General features: G+C 41.0%; 20 protein-coding genes. 19 read left to right on the forward strand and 1 reads right to left on the reverse strand.

All coding sequences use genetic code 11. The annotated features are described in order from the left end of the window. Nucleotides 1-133 precede the first annotated feature (133 nt). From V6D44_RS08530 to V6D44_RS08610, 17 genes are all read left to right on the forward strand, one after another. Nucleotides 134-1,801 (forward strand): DUF2339 domain-containing protein, encoded by a 1,668-nt coding sequence (locus V6D44_RS08530; protein ID WP_202327974.1) that lies wholly within the window; start codon nucleotides 134-136, stop codon nucleotides 1,799-1,801. A 79-nt stretch (nucleotides 1,802-1,880) separates the two neighbouring features. Beyond that, the gene (locus V6D44_RS08535; RefSeq protein ID WP_202327975.1) at nucleotides 1,881-2,606 is read left to right on the forward strand and encodes a lipoprotein YvcA; all 726 of its coding nucleotides are present in this window, start codon (nucleotides 1,881-1,883) and stop codon (nucleotides 2,604-2,606) included. 154 nt (nucleotides 2,607-2,760) lie between these two features. Continuing rightward, nucleotides 2,761-3,471 carry a lipoprotein YvcA gene (locus V6D44_RS08540; RefSeq protein ID WP_202327976.1) on the forward strand — a complete coding sequence of 237 codons (711 nt, stop codon included), beginning with the start codon at nucleotides 2,761-2,763 and terminating at the stop codon, nucleotides 3,469-3,471. Between the two features lie 129 nt (nucleotides 3,472-3,600). After that, nucleotides 3,601-4,296, forward strand: coding sequence for a lipoprotein YvcA (locus tag V6D44_RS08545; protein ID WP_087993988.1), 696 nt, complete (start codon nucleotides 3,601-3,603; stop codon nucleotides 4,294-4,296). Nucleotides 4,297-4,739: 443 nt separating this feature from the next. Further along, nucleotides 4,740-5,462 carry a lipoprotein YvcA gene (locus tag V6D44_RS08550; protein WP_087993989.1) on the forward strand — a complete coding sequence of 241 codons (723 nt, stop codon included), beginning with the start codon at nucleotides 4,740-4,742 and terminating at the stop codon, nucleotides 5,460-5,462. Nucleotides 5,463-5,467: 5 nt separating this feature from the next. Beyond that, entirely contained in the window at nucleotides 5,468-7,375 is a 1,908-nt protein-coding gene (locus tag V6D44_RS08555) for a DUF6792 domain-containing protein (protein ID WP_333516406.1), read from the forward strand. Between the two features lie 14 nt (nucleotides 7,376-7,389). Beyond that, nucleotides 7,390-7,749 carry a hypothetical protein gene (locus tag V6D44_RS08560; RefSeq protein WP_087993769.1) on the forward strand — a complete coding sequence of 120 codons (360 nt, stop codon included), beginning with the start codon at nucleotides 7,390-7,392 and terminating at the stop codon, nucleotides 7,747-7,749. Between the two features lie 167 nt (nucleotides 7,750-7,916). After that, a complete protein-coding gene (bmrA, locus tag V6D44_RS08565; RefSeq protein ID WP_333516407.1) occupies nucleotides 7,917-9,686 on the forward strand; it encodes a multidrug resistance ABC transporter ATP-binding protein/permease BmrA in 1,770 nt (589 codons plus the stop codon). A gap of 125 nt (nucleotides 9,687-9,811) precedes the next feature. After that, entirely contained in the window at nucleotides 9,812-11,266 is a 1,455-nt protein-coding gene (locus tag V6D44_RS08570; RefSeq protein WP_087993771.1) for a tetratricopeptide repeat protein, read from the forward strand. Between the two features lie 380 nt (nucleotides 11,267-11,646). After that, a complete protein-coding gene (locus V6D44_RS08575; RefSeq protein ID WP_087993772.1) occupies nucleotides 11,647-13,044 on the forward strand; it encodes a C40 family peptidase in 1,398 nt (465 codons plus the stop codon). Nucleotides 13,045-13,262: 218 nt separating this feature from the next. Further along, entirely contained in the window at nucleotides 13,263-14,213 is a 951-nt protein-coding gene (gene trxB / locus V6D44_RS08580; protein ID WP_087993773.1) for a thioredoxin-disulfide reductase, read from the forward strand. Nucleotides 14,214-14,541: 328 nt separating this feature from the next. After that, entirely contained in the window at nucleotides 14,542-15,009 is a 468-nt protein-coding gene (locus V6D44_RS08585) for an 8-oxo-dGTP diphosphatase (protein ID WP_087993774.1), read from the forward strand. Between the two features lie 25 nt (nucleotides 15,010-15,034). Beyond that, on the forward strand, nucleotides 15,035-15,922 hold the full coding sequence (rapZ, locus tag V6D44_RS08590) for an RNase adapter RapZ (protein WP_087993775.1): 888 nt from the start codon (nucleotides 15,035-15,037) through the stop codon (nucleotides 15,920-15,922). Between the two features lies 1 nt (nucleotide 15,923). After that, entirely contained in the window at nucleotides 15,924-16,877 is a 954-nt protein-coding gene (gene mgfK / locus V6D44_RS08595) for a gluconeogenesis morphogenetic factor (RefSeq protein WP_087993798.1), read from the forward strand. Between the two features lie 22 nt (nucleotides 16,878-16,899). Then, nucleotides 16,900-17,850, forward strand: a complete 951-nt coding sequence (gene whiA / locus V6D44_RS08600; RefSeq protein WP_087993776.1) for a DNA-binding protein WhiA — start codon at nucleotides 16,900-16,902, stop codon at nucleotides 17,848-17,850. A gap of 23 nt (nucleotides 17,851-17,873) precedes the next feature. After that, on the forward strand, nucleotides 17,874-18,131 hold the full coding sequence (locus V6D44_RS08605) for an HPr family phosphocarrier protein (protein ID WP_003219835.1): 258 nt from the start codon (nucleotides 17,874-17,876) through the stop codon (nucleotides 18,129-18,131). Beyond that, the gene (locus V6D44_RS08610; protein WP_087993777.1) at nucleotides 18,132-18,896 is read left to right on the forward strand and encodes an arylamine N-acetyltransferase family protein; all 765 of its coding nucleotides are present in this window, start codon (nucleotides 18,132-18,134) and stop codon (nucleotides 18,894-18,896) included. Between the two features lie 35 nt (nucleotides 18,897-18,931). Here the strand turns inward: V6D44_RS08610 and V6D44_RS08615 are convergent, their stop codons facing one another. Continuing rightward, nucleotides 18,932-19,141 carry a hypothetical protein gene (locus V6D44_RS08615; RefSeq protein WP_253268590.1) on the reverse strand — a complete coding sequence of 70 codons (210 nt, stop codon included), beginning with the start codon at nucleotides 19,139-19,141 and terminating at the stop codon, nucleotides 18,932-18,934. A 150-nt stretch (nucleotides 19,142-19,291) separates the two neighbouring features. Here V6D44_RS08615 and psdR point away from each other — a divergent pair, with 150 nt between their 5' ends. Both psdR and V6D44_RS08625 read left to right on the forward strand, forming a co-directional pair. Continuing rightward, nucleotides 19,292-20,005, forward strand: a complete 714-nt coding sequence (psdR, locus tag V6D44_RS08620; protein WP_253268589.1) for a two-component system response regulator PsdR — start codon at nucleotides 19,292-19,294, stop codon at nucleotides 20,003-20,005. Then, on the forward strand, nucleotides 19,999-21,069 hold the full coding sequence (locus V6D44_RS08625; protein ID WP_253268588.1) for a HAMP domain-containing histidine kinase: 1,071 nt from the start codon (nucleotides 19,999-20,001) through the stop codon (nucleotides 21,067-21,069). The genes psdR and V6D44_RS08625 overlap by 7 nt, the downstream gene beginning before the upstream one ends. Nucleotides 21,070-21,150: the final 81 nt, after the last annotated feature.

Consider the following 21,150-nt stretch of genomic DNA (forward strand, 5'->3'; position numbering starts at 1 on the left):
CATGATGTAACATAACTAAGGATGAAAATCCCTGTTGGATAGCAGGTCTTTAGCATGATTTTGTGGAAACTGGTAAGGAGAGTAAAAAAAGGCATATCATGAAAAAGCAAGTAAATTCGAAAATGGGGAGAGAATGGTGAACGATAAAATTGATGAACTGAACAAAAGAGTTGGACGTTTGGAACAAGAACTGGCCAATGTCAAAAAAGAGATCGCATATCTCATGGCAGGCGCGCAGGAACAAACTATAGTCAAAACGGAAGAGCATTCAAAAATCAGCAAAGAAACCGAAGTGCCAAAACAGGCACCGGCTCCGTCAAAGGAAGAGAAACGAACTTTAGAAAACATGGCAGGAAATTGGCTTCCAAAAATCTTTATTTTTGTTTTTCTTCTTGGTATGATTTGGGCGTTTACAGCGGCTGCTGAAAAAGGTTGGATCAATACATATATGAGGGTGGCGGCAGGACTCATGGTCTCCATTGTGCTATATGTTCTCGGCAGCAGGCAATATAAGAAAAATGCCAGTGTGCTGGGCGTTTCATTATTGGCGGGCAGTAATATTGTCTACATCGTTTCCTTATTTGCGGGGAACATGCTATACGAGATTATCCCGACCCCGCTTACAGTGATCCTTCTTGCTGCAGGCGTTGCGGGCGGTGTGTACATATCAAGAAAATATCGGTCACAAACACTAATTGCGATTATCGGCGCAGGTGTTTACCTGTATCCGTTTTTATTTGGCGGGGAACAAGGAAACGAATACATCTTTTATATATATGAGTCATTGGTTTTCTCAGGCTTAATGTATGAGACAGTCAAACAAAAGTACAGTGTGGCATGGAATATAGCAAACTATGCGTTCATATTAGCGATTTTTGCTTTCTTATCATTTACCGATGCACAGGTATCGGTTTGGACACTTGCTGTATTTACGATGCAGCAGGCGATCATGATCTTCTCGGCTTTACGATCGCACAGCCCATTTAAAAAAGCCGTCTATCTCACAGCCGTTTCAATCGGAGCTTTTGTCGTTTTCATCACAGGGTTAGTCCTGTATCTAAAAAACGATACGGCGTTATACGCCTTTTATACTGCTGCTTTTGTGTTGTACCTGTTGTTAAGCTTATGGAAAAGAAAAGAATTTGCCGAAATCAAACATACGTTTTTTCTCACTTCTATGATTTATTTCAATATATTAGCAGCGGATGTATTAGATGAAAATGAGATTTTGCTGTACATCATATTCACGTTACAAGGAATCATGATGTGTTACGTGTCATACCGCAAAAAAAGCTGGCTGATCGGCATTGCCGGGGCGATTGTAGTACTACAGGCATCGTGCGGCCTCATGCAATACCCGGCACGCTCATTACACATTCTCAGCATTGTCTCTTGGCTGCTGCTGATCAGCTCACTTTTTGCCGCCTATCTGTATTCGAAAAAAATACAATATAAACAAGTCAAGATTGTTGTTTCATACACCGTTTCATTCCTGATGCTTGTATTCTTCAGCAAATTATCCATTTGGATGACGGCTAAGATTGACGGCCTATCCAGTAATGTCGGGGTATCTCTGTCTTGGTTTATATTTGTCATCGTGATGTACGCTGTTTATTACGCAACCAAAGACAAGACATGGAACCGAATCGGGCTGATATTTTTATTCATTACACTGGCCAAAATGATTTTAATAGATTCTGCTTCGATTGATATTGTTTGGAGAGCGGTCTTATTCATCTTGTTAGGGGTCATTGGACTGTTTATCTCCAGAATATTTTATTCGAAAAAAGAGAAACCATAATGCCTGGCCAAGACTGCCGAGAGAACTCGGCGGTTTTTTGTTCGTTTGATTCTATCAGTTAACGATATGGAGGTTCGTCATGAAAAAAATCATCTTGATCAGCTTCAGCTTATTACTAGCCCTAACAGGCGGATGCAGTACGAACGACAATGAAACCAACAGCACAGAGGACTATAAAACAAAAGCCGTAAAACCAAAAGACATGGATCCAAAAGACCTGCCGCAAGTTCCCGCGTTTCAGGACGAGAAAACGAGAGAGTACATGGTGTCAACGAAAGAAGAGGAGCCGGGGTATTATTTGCTGGAGTCTAAGCTGAAAGGGTTTAGGATGTTGTTTCCGGAGGATGCGAAATATCTATCAAGAAGATCCTCGTTGACTGGGAAAAATAAAGAAAGTATTGGATTTAATAGTTATGAGAAAGACACCAATGTAATGTTTGATGGTCATGTAACATATTACAAAGAAGAAAGTTTTGTGAATGAACCTGAAACAATGCTAGATATTGTAAGTGGAAAAAATGATTATAAAGGTGAATACAAGAAAAGTAGTAACAAGAACACGGATATCTATTTTGGTAAGAAAAAAGACATCTTTGAAAATATTGATAGAAAATATAATGATTCATACAGTTACTTTGGATATGTGAAATCTCTAGAAGAAGATAACCTAGGAGTTGAATACGCCTTTACTTTCGGATGCAAAAATGAAAATCGACCATGCTCCCTAGAAGAAGAAAAGGCTAAAAATAAAGTTGAGAAATTAATACATTCTATCAGCTTTTTAATAGATAAAAAGGACAAATAAGATGAAATGAGGATGAGGGCGTAAAGTTACGGATAATTGATTTAGAATATGACTATTAACAACAGTTTGCCTCAATGAATGCAAGGAAATGATAGAAACCCAATAAGGTGATTGTATTATTCGGGTAAACAACGAAAATCTGCGGAGGTTCGTCATGAAAAAAACCATCTTGATCAGCATCAGCTTATTATTTGCCCTGACAGGCGGTTGCAGTATAAACGACTATGAAAAAAACAGTACAATTGACAATAAAACAGAAGCCGTAAAACCAAAAGACATGGATCCAAAAGACCTGCCGCAAGTTCCTGCGTTTCAGGACGAGAAAACGAGAGAGTACATGGTGTCAACAAAAGAAGAAGAGCCGGGGTATTATTTGCTGGAGTCTAAGTTGAAAGGGTTTAGGATGTTGTTTCCGGAGGATGCGGAGTTCTCAAGCTATTTGTCTAGCCGTGATGAAAACGAAGAAATCATTCCATTTGATAGTTATGATGAAACAAAAAATAAAATGCTAAATGCGCATATAGAATATTATCAAGGAACATCTTTTATTAACAATCCTGAGACAATGTTAGATCAAGTTAGTAGTGAAAATGGTTATAAAGGCAGTTTTGAAAAGCTAAAGAACGAAGATAAAGATATTTATATTGCTCATAAGAAAAATCATTTTCAAAACGATAAAAATAAATACAGCTTTTCATACAGATATTTCGGCTATATCAAGTCACCCGAGAAAAAACAAGCAGGTATCGTATTTTCGTTTATGTTTAGATGTCCAAATAATGAGAAGCCTTGTACGTTAGATAAAGACAATTTAGGAGATAAGGTTAAAAAGCACGTAAAATCCATCACCTTTTTAAATCATTAACAGGAGAAATAACACGAAAAACAAAAATATATTGGAAGATGAGAATGTAAAATTAAGAATAAAAATCACTTTGTAATAAGGTCATAAAATGATTTAGGTAAATTAGCCGAAAACCCATGGAGGTTCGTCATGAAAAGAATCATCTTGATTTGCATCAGCTTATTACTTGCCCTGACAGGCGGATGCAGTATAAATGACAATGATAAAAATACGGCAAATGACAATAAAACAGAAGCCGTAAAACCAAAAGACATGGATCCAAAAGACTTGCCCCAAGTTCCTGCGTTTCAGGACGAAAAAACGAGAGAGTACATGGTGTCAACGAAAGAAGAGAAGCCCGGGTATTATTTGCTTGAATCTAAGCTGAAAGGGTTTAGGATGTGGTTTCCGGAGGATGGGGAGTACTCAGACTCTGAAACTTCAAAGAAAAACGAGTCACTATTTTTTGACAGTATGAATAAAGAAACGAATATAGTAATGAATGCTTCAGTAAAGTTTTATCAAAATGAATCATTTATAAACGATCCGGAGACTATGTTGGATATCGTTAGCGGTAAAAGTGAATACAAAGGTAATTTTGAAAAATTAGAAGCAAAGGATAAGGATATTTATTTTGCTTTAAAACAAGAAAACTTTGACAACGAAGAAAAACCATCTTATATCTATCTTGGTTATATAAAATCAAAAAAACAAGATTATTTAGGGATGGAATACTCTTTTATGTTTAGCTGTTCTGCAAATGCTCAGGCCTGTAAACAAAATTCAAAAGACAATGAAGAAAAGGTTAGAAAAATATTAAACTCTGTTATCTTTTGCGATGTGTAAAAAAATACAAACACTGATGTATTAAATATTAGAAGATAGTTGAAGATTCCCGATATGCGCGTGTTCACCTACCCGAAACTTTTTTCGATAGTATTAGGGTAACTACAAAAGGGGCTAAAACAGTTTTGTCGTGGCTGTTCCATTGTGATTGTTTTGTGATCCTGTTAGTGGTCAAAGGTTTGTTTATCTCAAAGATGTTTTTGAAAAAAGGACAGTAATGACTGTCTAAGATTGCCGAGGGAAAACAGTGGTCTTTTGGTATGTGAGTTATTTAGCCTATTTCTTAAGTCCTCCCTTATGTTTATTAGTGTAAACCAAGTCCAATTCCCTATTTATCAAATTTATTCCATGTTGTAACATGAACAAGGATAAAATAATCACTTTTTGACAGGGTCATTAGTATGATTTTGATAAATCAGCTTAAAAATCCGTGGAGGTTCGTAATGAAAAAGATCCTATTTATTTGTTTTAGCTTATTACTTGCTCTGACAGGAGGATGCAGTATGAACGACAATGAAAAAAACAGCACAAATGATAATAAAACGGAAGTCGTAAAACCAAAAGACATGGATCCAAAAGACTTGCCGCAAGTTCCGGCATTTCAGGACGAAAAAACGAGAGAGTACATGGTGTCAACGAAAGAAGAGGAGCCAGGGTATTATTTGCTTGAGTCAAAGCTGAAAGGATTTAGGATGTTGTTTCCGGAGGATGGGGAGTACGCACCTGATCTTTCGAGTACAGGAGAAAATGAAGAAACAATAGTATTTGATAGTTTTAATAAAAAAACTGACATTCAATATGATGGTCAACTGGATTATCATCAAGACAAAAGTTTTGCAAATGACAAGGATACAATGCTGGATATTGTAAGCGGTAGAAATAGTTATAAAGGAAAATACGAAGAAAGAGAGCTATCTGACAAAATTGTATATTCTGCTCAAAAGAAAAGTGTTTTTGATGATGTAGAGGGAAAGAATAATTTTTCTTATAGATTTTTTGGTTATGTTAAATCGACAAAAGAGGATTATCTGGGGATAGAGTATTCTTTTCGATTTGCCTGCTATAAAGATAAAGAGTCTTGTTCACTAAAAGAAGAAGATGCCAGAAAAAAAGTTCAAAAAATAATAGACTCTATTACCTTTTTAAAAGTTAAAAAGGAGAAATAGAAGAAATGGAACATAAGAATATATTTGAAAATGAAAATGTAAAACTGCGTTTAATTAACTTAGAGTACGATTATAAAGAAAGATTTGCTTCTGATAAAGAAAGTGAAATAAAGAAAGCTAAAACAGATTTTGAAGCCGATGTGCGCCGAATATACAAAGAAGAAACACATAAAGATCTTCCAAAAAATGTGGAAATATACACATCTAATGAACTTATTAAAAAAAATTCAAAAGTAGATACATCAATTAGAGAGTCCGGATATGATGGTACAGCTATTTATATTAAGGACGATAAACAACACATTAATCAGCTTCATATTATTTCAGAGGGCAGTGCTGATAACGAGGACTGGTCATACAATTTTTTTGGTCTCTTTTTAGGGATGGATGACAGCCAGTATCAAGCGACAAAAGAGTTTACAAGAAATGCAAAAAAAGAAACAAATGACTCTAATGATTTAAAGACCTTTGCTATGGGTCACTCACTGGCTAATAATAATCAGGTGATGGTTCAATTAATTGATGGAGAATTTGATGAAGTATATGGAGTTAACGGAGCTCAAATAAGCGTTGATCACCTTTTAGCAACTGATTTAAATTTGAGAGATACGATAATGCATAAATTTCATATTAGACGCTTAAAAGATATTAATGAGATCCCACCAGAAAAGCTAAAAAAAGAGATCCAAAAATACTACAAAGACAAAGGCGTAACAGCAAATATCACTCAGCGCATCTCAAAAGATGACCCGCTGTACGGTGCGAGCGGCAAGGCGGACTTCATTACATTCGGCGATGTGAAGATGGCAGATACAAATACAAGTGTAGAAGGCATCCGAAACATTATGGATGGGATCCCTGATGAAGACGTGAGAGCGATTCAAGAATTCCTTCAAAAATATAAGGGTGACTATAAAAAAGACGGCTTGAACGGTTTTGTAAAGGCTGCAAGCGGGATTGACATAGAGCTGATAGATAAAGTGAAGTACACAGATGGTGCTTTAGCGAAAGCGAGTGTCATTTATGAAAACTTTGATGACGTTAAGCAAATGTATGGCCGAATTAAAGAGAATTTGCCAGCGTTTTTAGGTTTTCTCCATACCTTATTGGGAAACAGCGGACCGGTCGTAGATCAGCTAGCTGAAAATGGGTATATTGATGAAACGCAAAAGAAAGTGATCAAAAAAGAATTATCGAATATTAATGCGAGTATGCGAGGCATAGAATCACGGTATGAACATTTTATTGATCATCTAAAGCATGGTCAATTTACGCACGCTTTAAAAGATGTTGGTGAAATAGTAGATTACGTAAAGTCAATTTTGTCCTCTATAGAAACACTCGACACAGAAACAAAAGACGCGTTAAAACTCATCGTCGACGGCCACAGCATCGTGCAAATGCTGAACGCATTATCAAAGGAAAAAGGCTTCAGCTATAAAGGCTCCGATATTTACTTTACAGGGAAGAGCGGCTCGGGAGAAACGATTAAAGTTAATATCTCATCTGCTGTCAGAATCTATCAAAACGGTATGAGGATCGTTGAAGATATGGAAGATGCGATTTCTAAGTACCAGAAGGTTTACAGCCAGGAAATCAATGAAGACTTTATAGACAAAAAACAGGCGATCATCACGGCTATTCATCACATGGAAGAAAATCCTTCGCATTATGCCTTCGATCTTCAATTCCGGCTTGCGGCCGGTTTCAGTCACACATTTGATAAATTGGAGAAAATCTCAGTTCATGAATCGTTCCACACAGGTGCGCTCCCTGCTAACGATGGGATTGTTGCTGAATTAAAAAAACAGGCAACAGAAAAAAGAGATTTCAGCAAAAACATCCGCGAGAGTATTGAAAAGCTGTTTGAAAAAGAAGAAATGATTTCTCAGTTATTTGATTTTCAGCTTTAGGAGGAATATGAAGAGTGACTTCCTTATTTTCAGAAAGTGAAACAGAAATTGTATCAACCACCTATATGTTTCTTACCCAGGACGAAATGAAGGGGAAAGCAGGCAGCCTCAATCAACCGATCAACGACATCCTCAGCCTGACAAAGAAATTTGAGTCTTCGCTAAAAGAAGAAATCAAAGGACAAAAAGGATTGATTGTCAAAAAAATAAAAGAAGAGCTTGAATCAAAAAGTGAAAAACAAAAAGCCGCACTTCAAATGATAAAAGAAGAACATACAGCAAAAGTGGATCGGTACAAAATGATAGTTGAAGACCTGCGAAAGCAGGATGTGACATTGACTTACAGGAAAAAGAAGCCTGTTAAGGATGTATAAGACCATACCTCTCCTATTCAAATCATGAGTGGGAGATTTTTATTTTTATTATGGCAAAAATATACTGAAAAAGTCTCTCTCCATTGATATGATTGAGAAAGAGTAAAAAACATCCTTTTGATACGACATTTCACCTTTCTGAACGCTGAAACAGGAGGAAAAAGTATATGCCAACCCAGCAACAAAAATCGAAAAGTAAATTAAAACCCTTTTTTACATTAGTGAAGCAGACCAATCCTTCTTATGGAAAGCTTGCTTTTGCGCTGGTTCTCAGTATTGTGACCACACTGGTCAGCCTGCTCATTCCATTATTAACGAAACAATTAGTCGATGGCTTTTCCATGTCAGCTCTTTCAGGGACACAAATCGGGCTCATCGCGCTTGTTTTTTTCGTTCAGGCCGCTTTGAGCGCTTATGCCACCTACGCGCTTAACTATAATGGGCAAAAAATCATCTCCGGGCTGCGGGATTTATTGTGGAAGAAATTAATTAAGCTCCCTGTCCCTTATTTCGATACAAACGCTTCCGGAGAAACCGTCAGCCGTGTGACAAATGATACGATGGTGGTCAAAGAACTGATCACAACCCATATTAGCGGGTTTATTACAGGCATCATTTCGGTCATTGGATCACTGACAATCTTGTTTATTATGAATTGGAAGCTGACACTGCTTGTATTAGTTGTTGTACCGCTTGCCGCTCTAATCTTAATCCCGATTGGGCGAAAGATGTTCACCATTTCCCGCGAAACGCAAGATGAAACAGCCCGTTTTACCGGCCTGCTGAATCAAATTCTTCCGGAAATCAGACTCGTCAAGGCTTCAAATGCGGAGGTTGTCGAATATGGGCGGGGGAAACTGGGGATTTCTTCATTATTTAAACTAGGAGTTCGTGAAGCCAAGGTTCAGTCGCTTGTCAGTCCGCTCATCTCACTTGTATTAATGGCAGCGCTTGTGGCAGTCATCGGATACGGCGGCATGCAGGTCTCATCAGGCGAGCTTACCGCCGGAGCGCTCGTGGCTTTTATTTTATATTTGTTTCAAATTATTATGCCGATGGGCCAGATTACAACGTTTTTCACACAGCTGCAAAAATCAATCGGCGCAACAGAACGGATGATTGAGATTTTGGCAGAAGAAGAGGAAGATACAGTCACAGGAAAACAAATCGAAGACGCGCATTTGCCTATTCAGCTTGATCGCGTGTCTTTTGGATATAAGCCCGATCAGCTGATTTTGAAAGAGATCAGCGCCGTCATTGAAGCAGGGAAAGTAACAGCGATTGTCGGTCCGAGCGGCGGAGGGAAAACAACACTGTTTAAGCTGCTTGAACGTTTTTATTCACCGACTGCGGGGACCATTCGGCTGGGGGAAAAGCCGGTTGATACTTACTCGCTTGAATCGTGGCGGGAGCACATCGGGTATGTATCACAGGAAAGCCCGTTAATGTCAGGAACGATCAGAGAAAATATTTGTTACGGGTTAGAACGTGATGTTACGGATGCCGAGATCGAAAAAGCCGCGGAGATGGCATACGCGCTCAACTTTATAAAGGAGCTTCCGAATCAGCTTGATACAGAGGTGGGCGAACGCGGCATTATGCTGTCAGGCGGACAAAGGCAAAGAATCGCGATTGCGAGAGCGCTTCTCCGAGATCCGAGCATTCTCATGCTTGATGAAGCGACCTCAAGTCTTGATAGCCAATCTGAAAAATCAGTTCAGCAGGCGCTCGAGGTGCTGATGGAGGGCCGCACAACGATTGTCATCGCTCACCGCCTATCTACTGTTGTAGACGCGGACCAGCTTTTGTTTGTTGAAAAAGGAGAAATTACCGGCCGGGGCACACATCATGAATTAATGGCTTCGCATGATCTATATAAAGATTTTGCTGAACAGCAGCTGAAAATGAATTCAGATTTAGAAAACAAAGCCGGGTAAATTTTGGTCGAATCAGCCAGTAAAAAAACGGAGGGATTTTCCCGATCCTTCCTTTTGAACTATTGAGGAGCTGATGATTTATGGTATACTACTGACGGTAACATTGTATAAAACGGAGGGTAGTTGTGGGAAAACACACTTCTGAACATAAAAATCACGCACAAATTGTCCAGCTGCTTCAAGATGGACAATATTTTTTTCATAAAGGCTTGAAAGCGTATAAAGAGCGCAATCTGAAACGGGCAAGCAAACTGATTCAGCGCGCGGTTCATTTGGAGCCGGAGGATTCAGAGATGCTTTCGCAGCTTGCGGTCATTTATTCAGAAATGGGCCAATATCAAGAGTCGAACGATCTTCTTGATTATATTATGGCAAATCTGGAGATCGAAATGCCGGAGTGCCATTACTTTAAAGCGAATAACTTTGCCCACCTGGGGCTCTTTCAAGAAGCTTATAAAGAAGCGGCCGCTTATTCAGATGCGGATCCGGACGGTGAATTCGCTGAAGAAAACGATAGTCTGCTTGAATTGCTAGATTTAGGAGACGGCGGGCCTGAGGATTCTTTGTATGATCAGGATGAATTGCTGGTGAAACAGGATCGGGCAAAGTCCCTCTTGGAAAGCGGCCAGCTTGCTGAAGCTGTGGCGGCGCTTGAGGAAATCACAGCTGAATATCCGGAGCTTTGGTCAGCATACAACAATCTGGCGCTCGCCTATTTCTATTCAGGCAACATCGTTAAAGCAAAGGAAACCGCTTATCAAGTGCTCAGTCATAATGAAGGAAACCTTCACGCCTTATGCAATCTTCTCGTTTTCTACTATTATGAAAGAGAAGACGAAAAAGTGGCGGAATTGAGTGACCGGCTTTCCAATGTGTATCCGATGCTATTGGAACAGCGATACAAACTGGGAGCTACTTTGGCGCTTGTCGGCCGCTATGAGCTCGGATATAAATGGCTCAAATCATTATATAAAAGCGGCTTTGAAGGTGACGATACATTCTTTTACTGGCTCTCGTGCTCCGCTTATTTTACAGGGCATACTGAATTTGCCGAGACGATCTGGAGAAAAGCCGAGTCGCAATATCCCGGAGAGGACCGCCCGGCTCCCTGGGTTGAGCGGAGGGAAGCACTTCCTTCATCCGTAGAACAACGTCTCGCAGCCTATTATATCAGCAGCACAAAGGGTGAAACGGAGCATCTAGAAGCGGTGATACACTCGAAGAGAATGACCGCTCCTTTCGAAAATCATTTTGTGCAGCTGCTCTTGAATGGAGATTCCGCGGCTGCTGACGTATCAGAGGATGCACTTTTCGCTTATCAAACCGTCAAATTATTAGAGCAAGCTGAAAAAGAAGAGATGAAAACAGAAGTCATGAGCTGTTGGGTGTTCCATGTCATCCAGCAAATCCGCGCAGCCGCTCCGTTGAAAAATGAGAAAGGCTGGGCAGCCGCGATTTGTTATATTTGGAAAGAAGCGCACGGCAAACATGATACGAAAAAAGACACAGCAGCTCGATTCGGCATCTCTCCGGCAACATTGACGAAATATATGAAATATATTGATGATATTCTAGAATAGAATATTTTAAAGAGTTGATTCTTAGAATCGACTCTTTTTTTGGTTTGATAGATTATATTAAGAAAATAATATCGACAGTTTTTTTACTCGTTTAAGAAAAATGACAAATGATGAACGACTTGACATCTGTTTGAAACACAAATGTAATAAAATTTATCGCTAATTTGTCGAAACTTGATGGTATAATGATTCTCGTACATAAGGAATTAGTGTTTTTTACATATGATGTGAAATAAACGCTATACAGCCAGAATAAGAGATGCGCAGAATAATTAACCATAAACAACCATCATTCCTCGTAGAGTATGAGGAACGAAACTTGATGTTTAAAATACGATTCCACATGAGAACAGGTTCACAGTAAAGGGAGGATATAAAAAGTGAGAAAGAGTTTATTGACACTTGGTTTGGCTTCCGTCATCGGTACAAGCAGTTTTTTGATCCCATTTACAAGTAAAACTGCATCGGCGGAAACATTAGATGAAAAGAAAGAAAATATCGAAAGCAAGCAATCTGAGGTTGCTTCCAGCATCGAAGCGAAGGAAAAAGAATTAACTGAGCTTCAGCAAAATCAATCAAAGATTGAAAAAGAACTGAAAGACATTAACGATAAGGCGCTTGATACAAGCAACAAGATCGAAGATAAAAAAGAAGAAAACGATAAAACAAAAGAAGAAATCAAAAAACTGAAAAAAGAGATTAAAGAGACAGAAGCCCGCATTGAAAAGCGCAACGAAATCTTGAAAAAACGCGTTCGTTCTTTACAGGAAAGCGGCGGATCTCAAGGGTACATAGATGTCCTTTTAGGATCAACTAGCTTTGGTGACTTTATCTCTCGCGCGACTGCGGTTTCATCTATTGTGGATGCAGACAAAGATTTAATCAAGCAGCAAGAGCAGGATAAAGCGAAGCTTGAAGATTCTGAAGCGGATTTGAATAACAAGCTGAAAGAAGTTCAAGCTGCATTGGCTAAATTAGAAACCATGCAAAAAGACCTTGATAAACAGCTTGATGATAAAGACAAGCTGTTTGAAGAAGCAAAAGCAAGCCAGAAGAAAACGGCTGACGCGATTTCTGAATTAAAATCAGAAGCGTCTGAGCTTGCTAACCAAAAAGCAGATACCGAAGCAGAACAAGCACGCATCAAAAAAGAACAAGAAGCAGCGGCTGCTTTGATCAAAAAGCAGGAAGAAGCGCAAAAAGCATCTGATGAGACACAAACAGCTACAACTGAAACAGCAACAGCAAGCTCATCTCATGATGATTCTTCAAACAATTCTTCTAAGGGTTCATCAAACAGTTCGTCTAACGGCTCATCTTCTAAGAAGAGCAGCGGTTCAAACAGCAATTCAGGCGGCACTGTCATCAGTAACTCAGGCGGAATTGAAGGCGCGATCAGCGTTGGTTCAAGCATTGTCGGAAGATCTCCGTACAAATTTGGCGGCGGACGCTCTCAGTCTGATATCAACAACCGTATTTTTGACTGCTCATCATTCGTACGCTGGGCATACGCTTCTGCAGGTGTCAACCTTGGACCTGTCGGCGGAACAACAACTGACACGTTAGTTGGAAGAGGAAAAGCTGTCAGCGCGTCAGAAATGAAGCGCGGAGACTTAGTTTTCTTTGACACATACAAAACGAACGGTCACGTAGGAATCTACTTAGGAAACGGTACTTTCCTTAATGACAATTCATCTCATGGTGTATCAGTTGACTCTATGAGCAATAGTTATTGGAAAGATGCATTCAAAGGCGTTGTAAGACGTGTTGTTCAATAATAAATAAGACAAGGGCCTTCTTGAACAGAAGGCTCTTTCTTTATTAATACATATACCCCTAAAAAAAACATTTAATCATGATCAGAAAAAAATGAGCAAAAAAATAGCGTATCACCGTGAGATTTTATAGGATATGGGTAAGGAATACGTTAGATGGGGACTCTTATCATATAAAGAAGCGCCCCAACTTGAAAAAGACGTGTTAAGGAGTGAATAGTGTGTCAGAAGAAAAAGTATATGACGTGATTATTATCGGCGCGGGTCCAGCTGGGATGACGGCCGCTGTATACACATCAAGAGCAAATTTATCGACATTAATGATTGAAAGAGGAATTCCTGGCGGGCAAATGGCAAATACGGAAGATGTAGAAAACTATCCTGGGTTTGAAAGCATTCTCGGACCTGAGCTTTCCAACAAAATGTTTGAACACGCGAAAAAATTTGGTGCTGAATACGCTTATGGCGATATTAAAGAAGTCGTTGACGGCAAAGAGTACAAAGTGGTGAAAGCCGGTTCAAAAGAATATAAAGCACGTGCAGTCATCATTTCCGCGGGTGCGGAGTATAAGAAAATAGGCGTGCCTGGCGAAAAAGAATTAGGCGGCCGCGGTGTTTCTTATTGTGCAGTATGTGACGGCGCTTTCTTTAAAGGCAAAGAGCTTGTCGTTGTTGGCGGGGGAGATTCCGCGGTGGAAGAAGGCGTGTATCTGACACGTTTCGCTTCAAAAGTAACGATTGTTCACAGACGTGATAAACTCCGTGCGCAAAGCATTCTCCAAGCGAGAGCATTTGATAATGAAAAAATTGATTTCCTATGGAACAAAACTGTGAAGGAAATTCATGAAGAAAACGGCAAAGTCGGTAACGTAACGCTTGTCGATACGGTAACCGGTGAAGAAAGTGAATTCAAAACAGACGGCGTATTCATTTACATCGGCATGCTTCCTCTGTCTAAACCGTTTGAAAATCTGGGCATTACGAATGAAGAGGGCTACATCGAAACAAACGACCGGATGGAAACAAAGGTTGAAGGGATTTTCGCTGCCGGAGACATTCGCGAAAAATCACTGCGCCAAATCGTAACAGCTACAGGAGACGGAAGTATTGCGGCACAAAGCGTCCAGCATTATGTCGAAGAGCTCCAAGAAACGCTGAAAACCTTAAAATAAAAAGGCTGTCATACGAGTTTCATATTACGTTACTGGGTTTTAATTCCGCTGTAACACATGTGTAATGCTTTTCGGTTATGATTAATAACGTAATTGACCCCCTTTTTATAATGAATACACTTTTTTGGCACGGATTCTCCAGTTATCCGTGTCCTTTTTTTGTGTGAAAATAAAGGCGGATGCCTGTTACAGCAAAATCACCTGAGCTCAGAAATGAATATACTGTAAAATAGAAGGAAAGATTGTCAATGTCTCTTCATTGTGGGAGGCATCTTGAAGCGGTATAATAAAGAGACGATGACAGGACGAGAAGGTTAGGTGAACGTACTTGCAAAGAGTGACAAATTGTGTGCTTCAGACGGATGACAAAGTCCTTCTGCTTCAAAAGCCGAGACGCGGCTGGTGGGTCGCGCCGGGAGGCAAAATGGAGAGCGGGGAATCAGTCAGAGACTCCGTCATCAGAGAGTACAGAGAAGAGACTGGTATCTATATCATAAACCCTCAGTTAAAAGGCGTTTTTACCTTTATCATTAAAGAAGGTGACCAGATAGTTTCTGAGTGGATGATGTTTACGTTTGTCGCTGATTCTTATACCGGACAAAATGTATCTGAATCAGAGGAAGGCAAATTGCAGTGGCACAATGTCGAGGAGATTCAAAACCTCCCAATGGCCCCGGGAGACGGCCATATTCTTGATTTTATGATGAAGGGACAAGGGCTGCTGCACGGTACATTTACGTATACACCGGACTTTAAGCTGCTCAGTTATCGTTTAGACCCGCAGCATATTAAATAGAAAGTACAAGTCAGGGGGGAGTTAGATGAGTGTTAGTGAATCACATGATATTCAGCTTGTCATTATAACCGGAATGTCGGGAGCGGGAAAAACTGTCGCCATTCAAAGCTTTGAAGATCTCGGCTATTTCTGCGTCGATAATCTTCCGCCTTCATTACTTCCGAAATTTTTAGAGCTGATGAAGGAATCAAATTCGAAAATGAGCAAGGTTGCGCTTGTGATGGATTTGCGAGGACGTGAATTTTTTGACCGAATGATTGAAGCGCTGGATGAAATGGCGGAAAATCCGTGGATTACACCGCGAATTTTATTCTTGGACGCGAAGGATTCCATTCTCGTCACGAGATATAAAGAAACGAGACGTTCACATCCGCTGGCATCGACTGGCCTTCCGCTTGAAGGCATCGGCCTGGAACGTGAACTGCTTGAGGAATTAAAAGGCCGCTCTCAAATGATTTATGATACGTCAGACATGAAGCCGCGTGATTTGCGTGAAAAAATCGTAAATCACTTTGCGTCAAACCAAGGAGAAACATTTACTGTGAATGTCATGTCATTTGGTTTTAAATACGGTATCCCGATTGACGCAGACCTCGTCTTTGATGTCAGATTTTTGCCGAATCCTTATTATATCGAAAGCATGCGGCCGCTGACTGGCAAGGATGAAGAGGTTTCCTCTTACGTCATGAAGTGGAATGAAACGCAGAAGTTCAATGAAAAATTGATCGATCTGCTGAGCTTTATGCTTCCATCTTACAAAAGAGAAGGAAAAAGCCAGGTCGTCATTGCGATCGGCTGCACAGGGGGCCAGCACCGCTCTGTGACACTTGCCGAACATTTAGCTGATTATTTCAAGAAGGATTACTATACTCATGTTACTCACCGGGACATTGAAAAGAGAAGCCGGAAATAAGATGGGACAAAAACCGAAAATCGCAATCTTTGGCGGGGGTACGGGTCTTTCTGTATTGCTTCGAGGCTTAAAGCATAAACCAGTTGACATTACGGCCATTGTGACAGTTGCCGATGATGGGGGGAGCTCTGGCCGTCTGCGGAATGAACTGAAAATTCCGCCTCCCGGAGACATCAGAAATGTGCTTGCCGCTTTATCCGATGTGGAGCCGCTTGTTGAAGATCTCTTTCAGCACCGCTTCAATAAGGGGAATGACTTAACAGGCCATTCTCTCGGGAATTTGATTTTGGCAGCGATGACAAATATAACCGGTGATTTTTTTCACGCTGTCACAGAAATGAGCAAGGTGCTGAATGTAAGAGGAAAAGTTTTGCCGGCTGCCAATGCCAGTGTTGTTCTGCATGCTCAGATGGAAGACGGCCGCGTGGTTTCAGGCGAGTCCACGATTCCGGCTTACGGACAGCGCATTAAGCGTGTTTTTCTCACGCCTGAACATATTGACCCGCTGCCGGAAACGATAGACGTAATCAGGGAAGCGGATTTGATTATCATCGGCCCGGGAAGCCTCTATACAAGCATTCTTCCCAATTTGCTCGTCCCAAAAATCGGGGAAGAAGTGATAAAGGCGCAGGCGAAAAAGGTATACATTTGCAACGTGATGACTCAGCCCGGCGAAACGCTTCATTACACCGCTGCTGATCACGTGAAAGCGCTCAATCAGCATATGGGCTGCGGTTTTATTGATACGATATTAGTGAACAGCGAAGACATTCCTGACGAAATCAAACGTAAGTACGAAATGGAATCGGCGCGCCCTGTTGATTTTGATATCGAAGAGCTGAAAGCGATGGAGCTGGAAGTCATCAGAGATCAAATCGTAACGTATAAAAATGACGTAATTCGTCACGATACACATAAAGTGGCTTCTCTTCTTGTCGATTTACTGAAAGAATGAAGCCTTGAAATGAGGTGGCTATATGTCATTTGCATCGGAAACAAAAAAAGAATTAACGAATCTGGAAGTGAAAGACTGCTGCATTAACGCAGAGCTGTCTGCTCTTATCCGGATGAATGGAGCATTATCATTTACAAACCGCCATCTCGTACTTGATGTTCAAACCGAAAATGCGGCGATTGCCCGCCGCATCTATACATTGCTGAAAAAACAATATGATGTGTCGGTCGAGCTTCTGGTCAGAAAGAAAATGCGGCTGAAAAAGAATAACGTCTATATTGTGCGTTTTTCCGAAAATGCAAAAGCGATTTTAGAGGATTTAAAAATACTTGAGAAGAATTTTGTGTTTGAACGAAGTATTTCGGAAGAGCTGGTCAAAAAGAGATGCTGCAAACGCTCTTATATGAGAGGGGCATTTTTGGCGGGAGGTTCGGTCAATAACCCGGAAACCTCCTCGTATCATTTAGAAATCTTCTCTCTTTATAAGGAGCATAACGATTCATTATGCGACCTGTTAAATGAGTTTCAGTTAAACAGCAAAACGCTCGAACGTAAAAAAGGCTATATCACCTATTTAAAAGAGGCTGAAAAGATTACCGAATTTCTTAACGTAATCGGCGCCCACAATTCGCTTCTGCGATTTGAGGATGTCAGAATCGTCAGGGATATGAGAAATTCGGTCAATCGCCTCGTTAATTGTGAAACAGCCAACTTAAACAAAACGATCGGCGCTTCGCTCAGACAGGTGGAAAATATTAAATACATCGATGAACGGATCGGCCTTGATGCACTTCCTGAAAAACTTCGGGAAATCGCGCAGCTGCGGATTGATTATCAGGAAGTGACGCTGAAAGAACTAGGGGAAATGGTAACAAGCGGAAAAATCAGCAAATCAGGGATCAATCACAGGCTGAGAAAACTTGATGAAATCGCGGAACAGCTGCGGACAGGGCAAACCGTCACTTTAAAATAACCGTAAAGAAAAGGGGAGATCTTATGGTTCAACAGAAAGTGGAAGTTCGATTAAAGACAGGACTGCAGGCGCGTCCTGCTGCTTTGTTTGTGCAAGAAGCAAACCGTTTTACGTCAGATGTGTTTCTTGAGAAGGATGGGAAAAAAGTAAACGCAAAAAGCATCATGGGACTGATGAGCCTTGCGGTAAGCACAGGCACTGAGGTGACCTTGATTGCCCAGGGAGAAGACGAACAAGAGGCGCTGGAAAAGCTGGCTGCTTATGTTCAAGAAGAAGTTTAGGTGATAAAGATGAGTGACTTTCTAAATGACTGCTTTCAGAAAATCGGCTGGGAGAAAGACCATGTCAGCTTCGGCGATCTCCCCCTTTTTCTCGAAGCAATGGCATACCGTTTCCCATTTGAAAATCGTGCCGTACTCGCAAATGAGGATTATAAGGTAACAAAAGAAGAGCTATGGCGCCGTCTGGTCAAAGAACAGCGCGGCGGTCTGTGCTACGATTTAAATGGTTTCCTTTATTTTGTCCTGCGGGAGGCCGGGTTTCAAGTGAAGCTCATTCGGGGGACGGTTTATGCAGGACATCAAGAAGAGTGGGCGTTAGACGGAACGCATGCCGCTGTATTGCTTTCTGCGGAAAAAGGTGATTATATCTTAGATATCGGCTTCGGCATCAACCTGGCGCTCCAGCCGATACCGCTTTCCGGAGAAACGGCACAATCACCTGTCGGGTCATTCCGAATCATAGAAGAAGAGACAGAAAAGGGCAGTCATGTGCTGTGGATGGATAAAGGCGAAGGTTGGCAAATCGGTTACGCTTTTACCCTTGATGAGAGCGATGCCGGTGATTTAGATGACATGAAGGACATGATTCATTCTCATGAAAAATCTCCTTTTAACAAATCACTGCTCGCTTCAAAGCTGACATCGAACGGACGGATGGTCATGTCTGACCGCCATTTGACGATTCAGGAAAACGGCGGAGAGAGCCAAAAAAGTGATATTGTCTCTTCAGAGTTTGAAGAGAAATTAAATACTTATTTTTTGTAACATGAAAAGCTTGCAGACATACTGCAAGCTTTTTCTTATGAACAAGTATTGATAACTACATCAAATGCATCTTCCGGGATATACAGTTTCCCTTTTTCATATTGATAAGGAATTTGATGCTCTTTAAAGCACTCTTTTTCGTATTCAGTTAGTGAATCCCCAATTTCTATGTATTTCCCGGTATAGTTCGGCTGACATGCTGAAAGAATTGACGTAATGGTGACAAAGAGCATGATTTTCTTCATAATGACACCTACTTATCAAGAAGTTTTTTCCTTTTTTTATTCTACCATAACGAATAGAAAAAGACCGATTTACGATCCCGACACATGCTATAATGAATTTTGGAATCTTCTAGAAAAGTCATCACGAAATACATGTAAGGGGGGATAAACGTGTATCGGATTTTGCTTGTGGAAGATGATGAACGCATTGCTTCTTTGCTGGGCGGTCATCTTCAAAAATACGGATATGAAGTGAAAATTGCTGAACAGCTGAATGATATAAAATTGGAATTTATAGAAATGAAGCCGGATCTTGTGCTGCTTGATATTAATCTTCCTTTTTTTGACGGGTTTTATTGGTGCAGGCAAATCCGTACCATTTCCAATGCGCCGATTATCTTTATATCGGCACGAACCGATGAGATGAATCAGGTGATGGCGATTGAAAATGGCGGCGATGATTATATCACGAAGCCATTCCATTTAGAGGTAGTGGTGGCCAAAATCAAAAGCGTCCTGCGCCGCACATATGGTGAATACTCGCCCTCTTTGTCACAGGAATCAAGAATAATGGAGCTGGGCGGGCTCACGATTTATCCGGAACAGAACGAGGCGGAGTGGAACAGCACCCGCATTTTGTTTTCACAAAAAGAATTTCAGCTCCTATCCATTTTCGTGAAAAAACATAAAAAAATTGTCTCTCGTGATGAATTATTGGAGGCGTTGTGGGATGACGTTGATTTTGTCGATGATAATACGTTAACGGTCAATGTCAATCGGCTGCGGAGAAAACTGGAGAATGCAGGACTGAAAGATTGCATTTCAACGATAAGGGGACAAGGTTATCAATTTCAAGTCAATCGGAAGGATGAACCGGAGTGTTAAAGACGTATCTCATTGACCGCTTAGCCATAATTTTATTTTCATTATTAGGGATAGGGACGGCTATGCTGATTGCGTATTTAAGCATCATAGAGAGCGGCGCAGAACCTCCCGCAGAAAATATGATGTACATATGGGTTTTGCCCGGTGTTCTTTTAGCCGCCGGTTTTGCTGCTGATTATGTTCGGCAATTTTCCTTTCTGACTTATGTCAAAAAGCTTGCAGAACGAGCGCCTTCTTCGAATGACATCGGACAGGCTTTGAAAGCCCGAAACCCAAGAACTCGAGAGCAGGCGCTTTGGACGAAAATGATCAACACACTCGGGCAGCAATACGAAGGCAGGCTCTTACAATATATGAATCAGCAAAAACAGCATTATACTTTCACCAATCAGTGGGTCCACCATATGAAAACACCGGTTTCTGTTATTTCCTTAATGATTCAAGAAGGAAAAAACGGAGCCTCTTCTTCTTTTTCGACGTTTTTAGAGGAGCTTGAGGATGAAAATGAGAGATTTCGCCACGGTCTTGATATGATGCTGCAAACAGCCCGGCTGGAGGAATTTGCATTTGATGTAAAGCCGCAAACCTTTGATTTGGCCGAGCTGGTCCGTTCACTTATTAATCAGGAAAAACGGCAGTTTATCAAACGGCGCCTTTTTCCAACATTACATGTGCCGCCAAACGCCGTTCAGATTTCCAGTGATCAAAAATGGCTTTCCTTTGTCGTCGAGCAAATCCTTTTCAATGCCTTGAAATACTCAAAGCAAGGGGTGGGAGACCATATTACAATCCGGATAGAAACGCAGGGGCGTGAGACGCGTCTGTCGGTTGCTGATGAAGGCATCGGCATACCGCCGCAGGATCTGCCGCGGATTTTTGACGCGTTTTTTACCGGAGAAAACGGACGAAGCATGAAAGAGGCAACGGGAATGGGTCTTTATTTAGCAAAACAGGTATGCAGCCGGCTTGGCCACCACCTGTATGCGGAATCAAAAGAAGGGGCTGGCACGGTGATGACCATCGTGTTTTCAAGTGACACCCTAGTGAATGTGACAGCATTGTAAGGTTGGAGCGCGGAATTGCAAGAAAGTTCGATGGGAGGCTGCTGACTTCCTTTTTATAATAAAGAAAAAGGAGGAGCAGAA

Origin of the sequence: Bacillus sp. 0209A (genome assembly GCF_036765095.1) — a bacterium.
Taxonomy (GTDB): Bacteria; Bacillota; Bacilli; order Bacillales; family Bacillaceae; genus Bacillus; species Bacillus subtilis_G.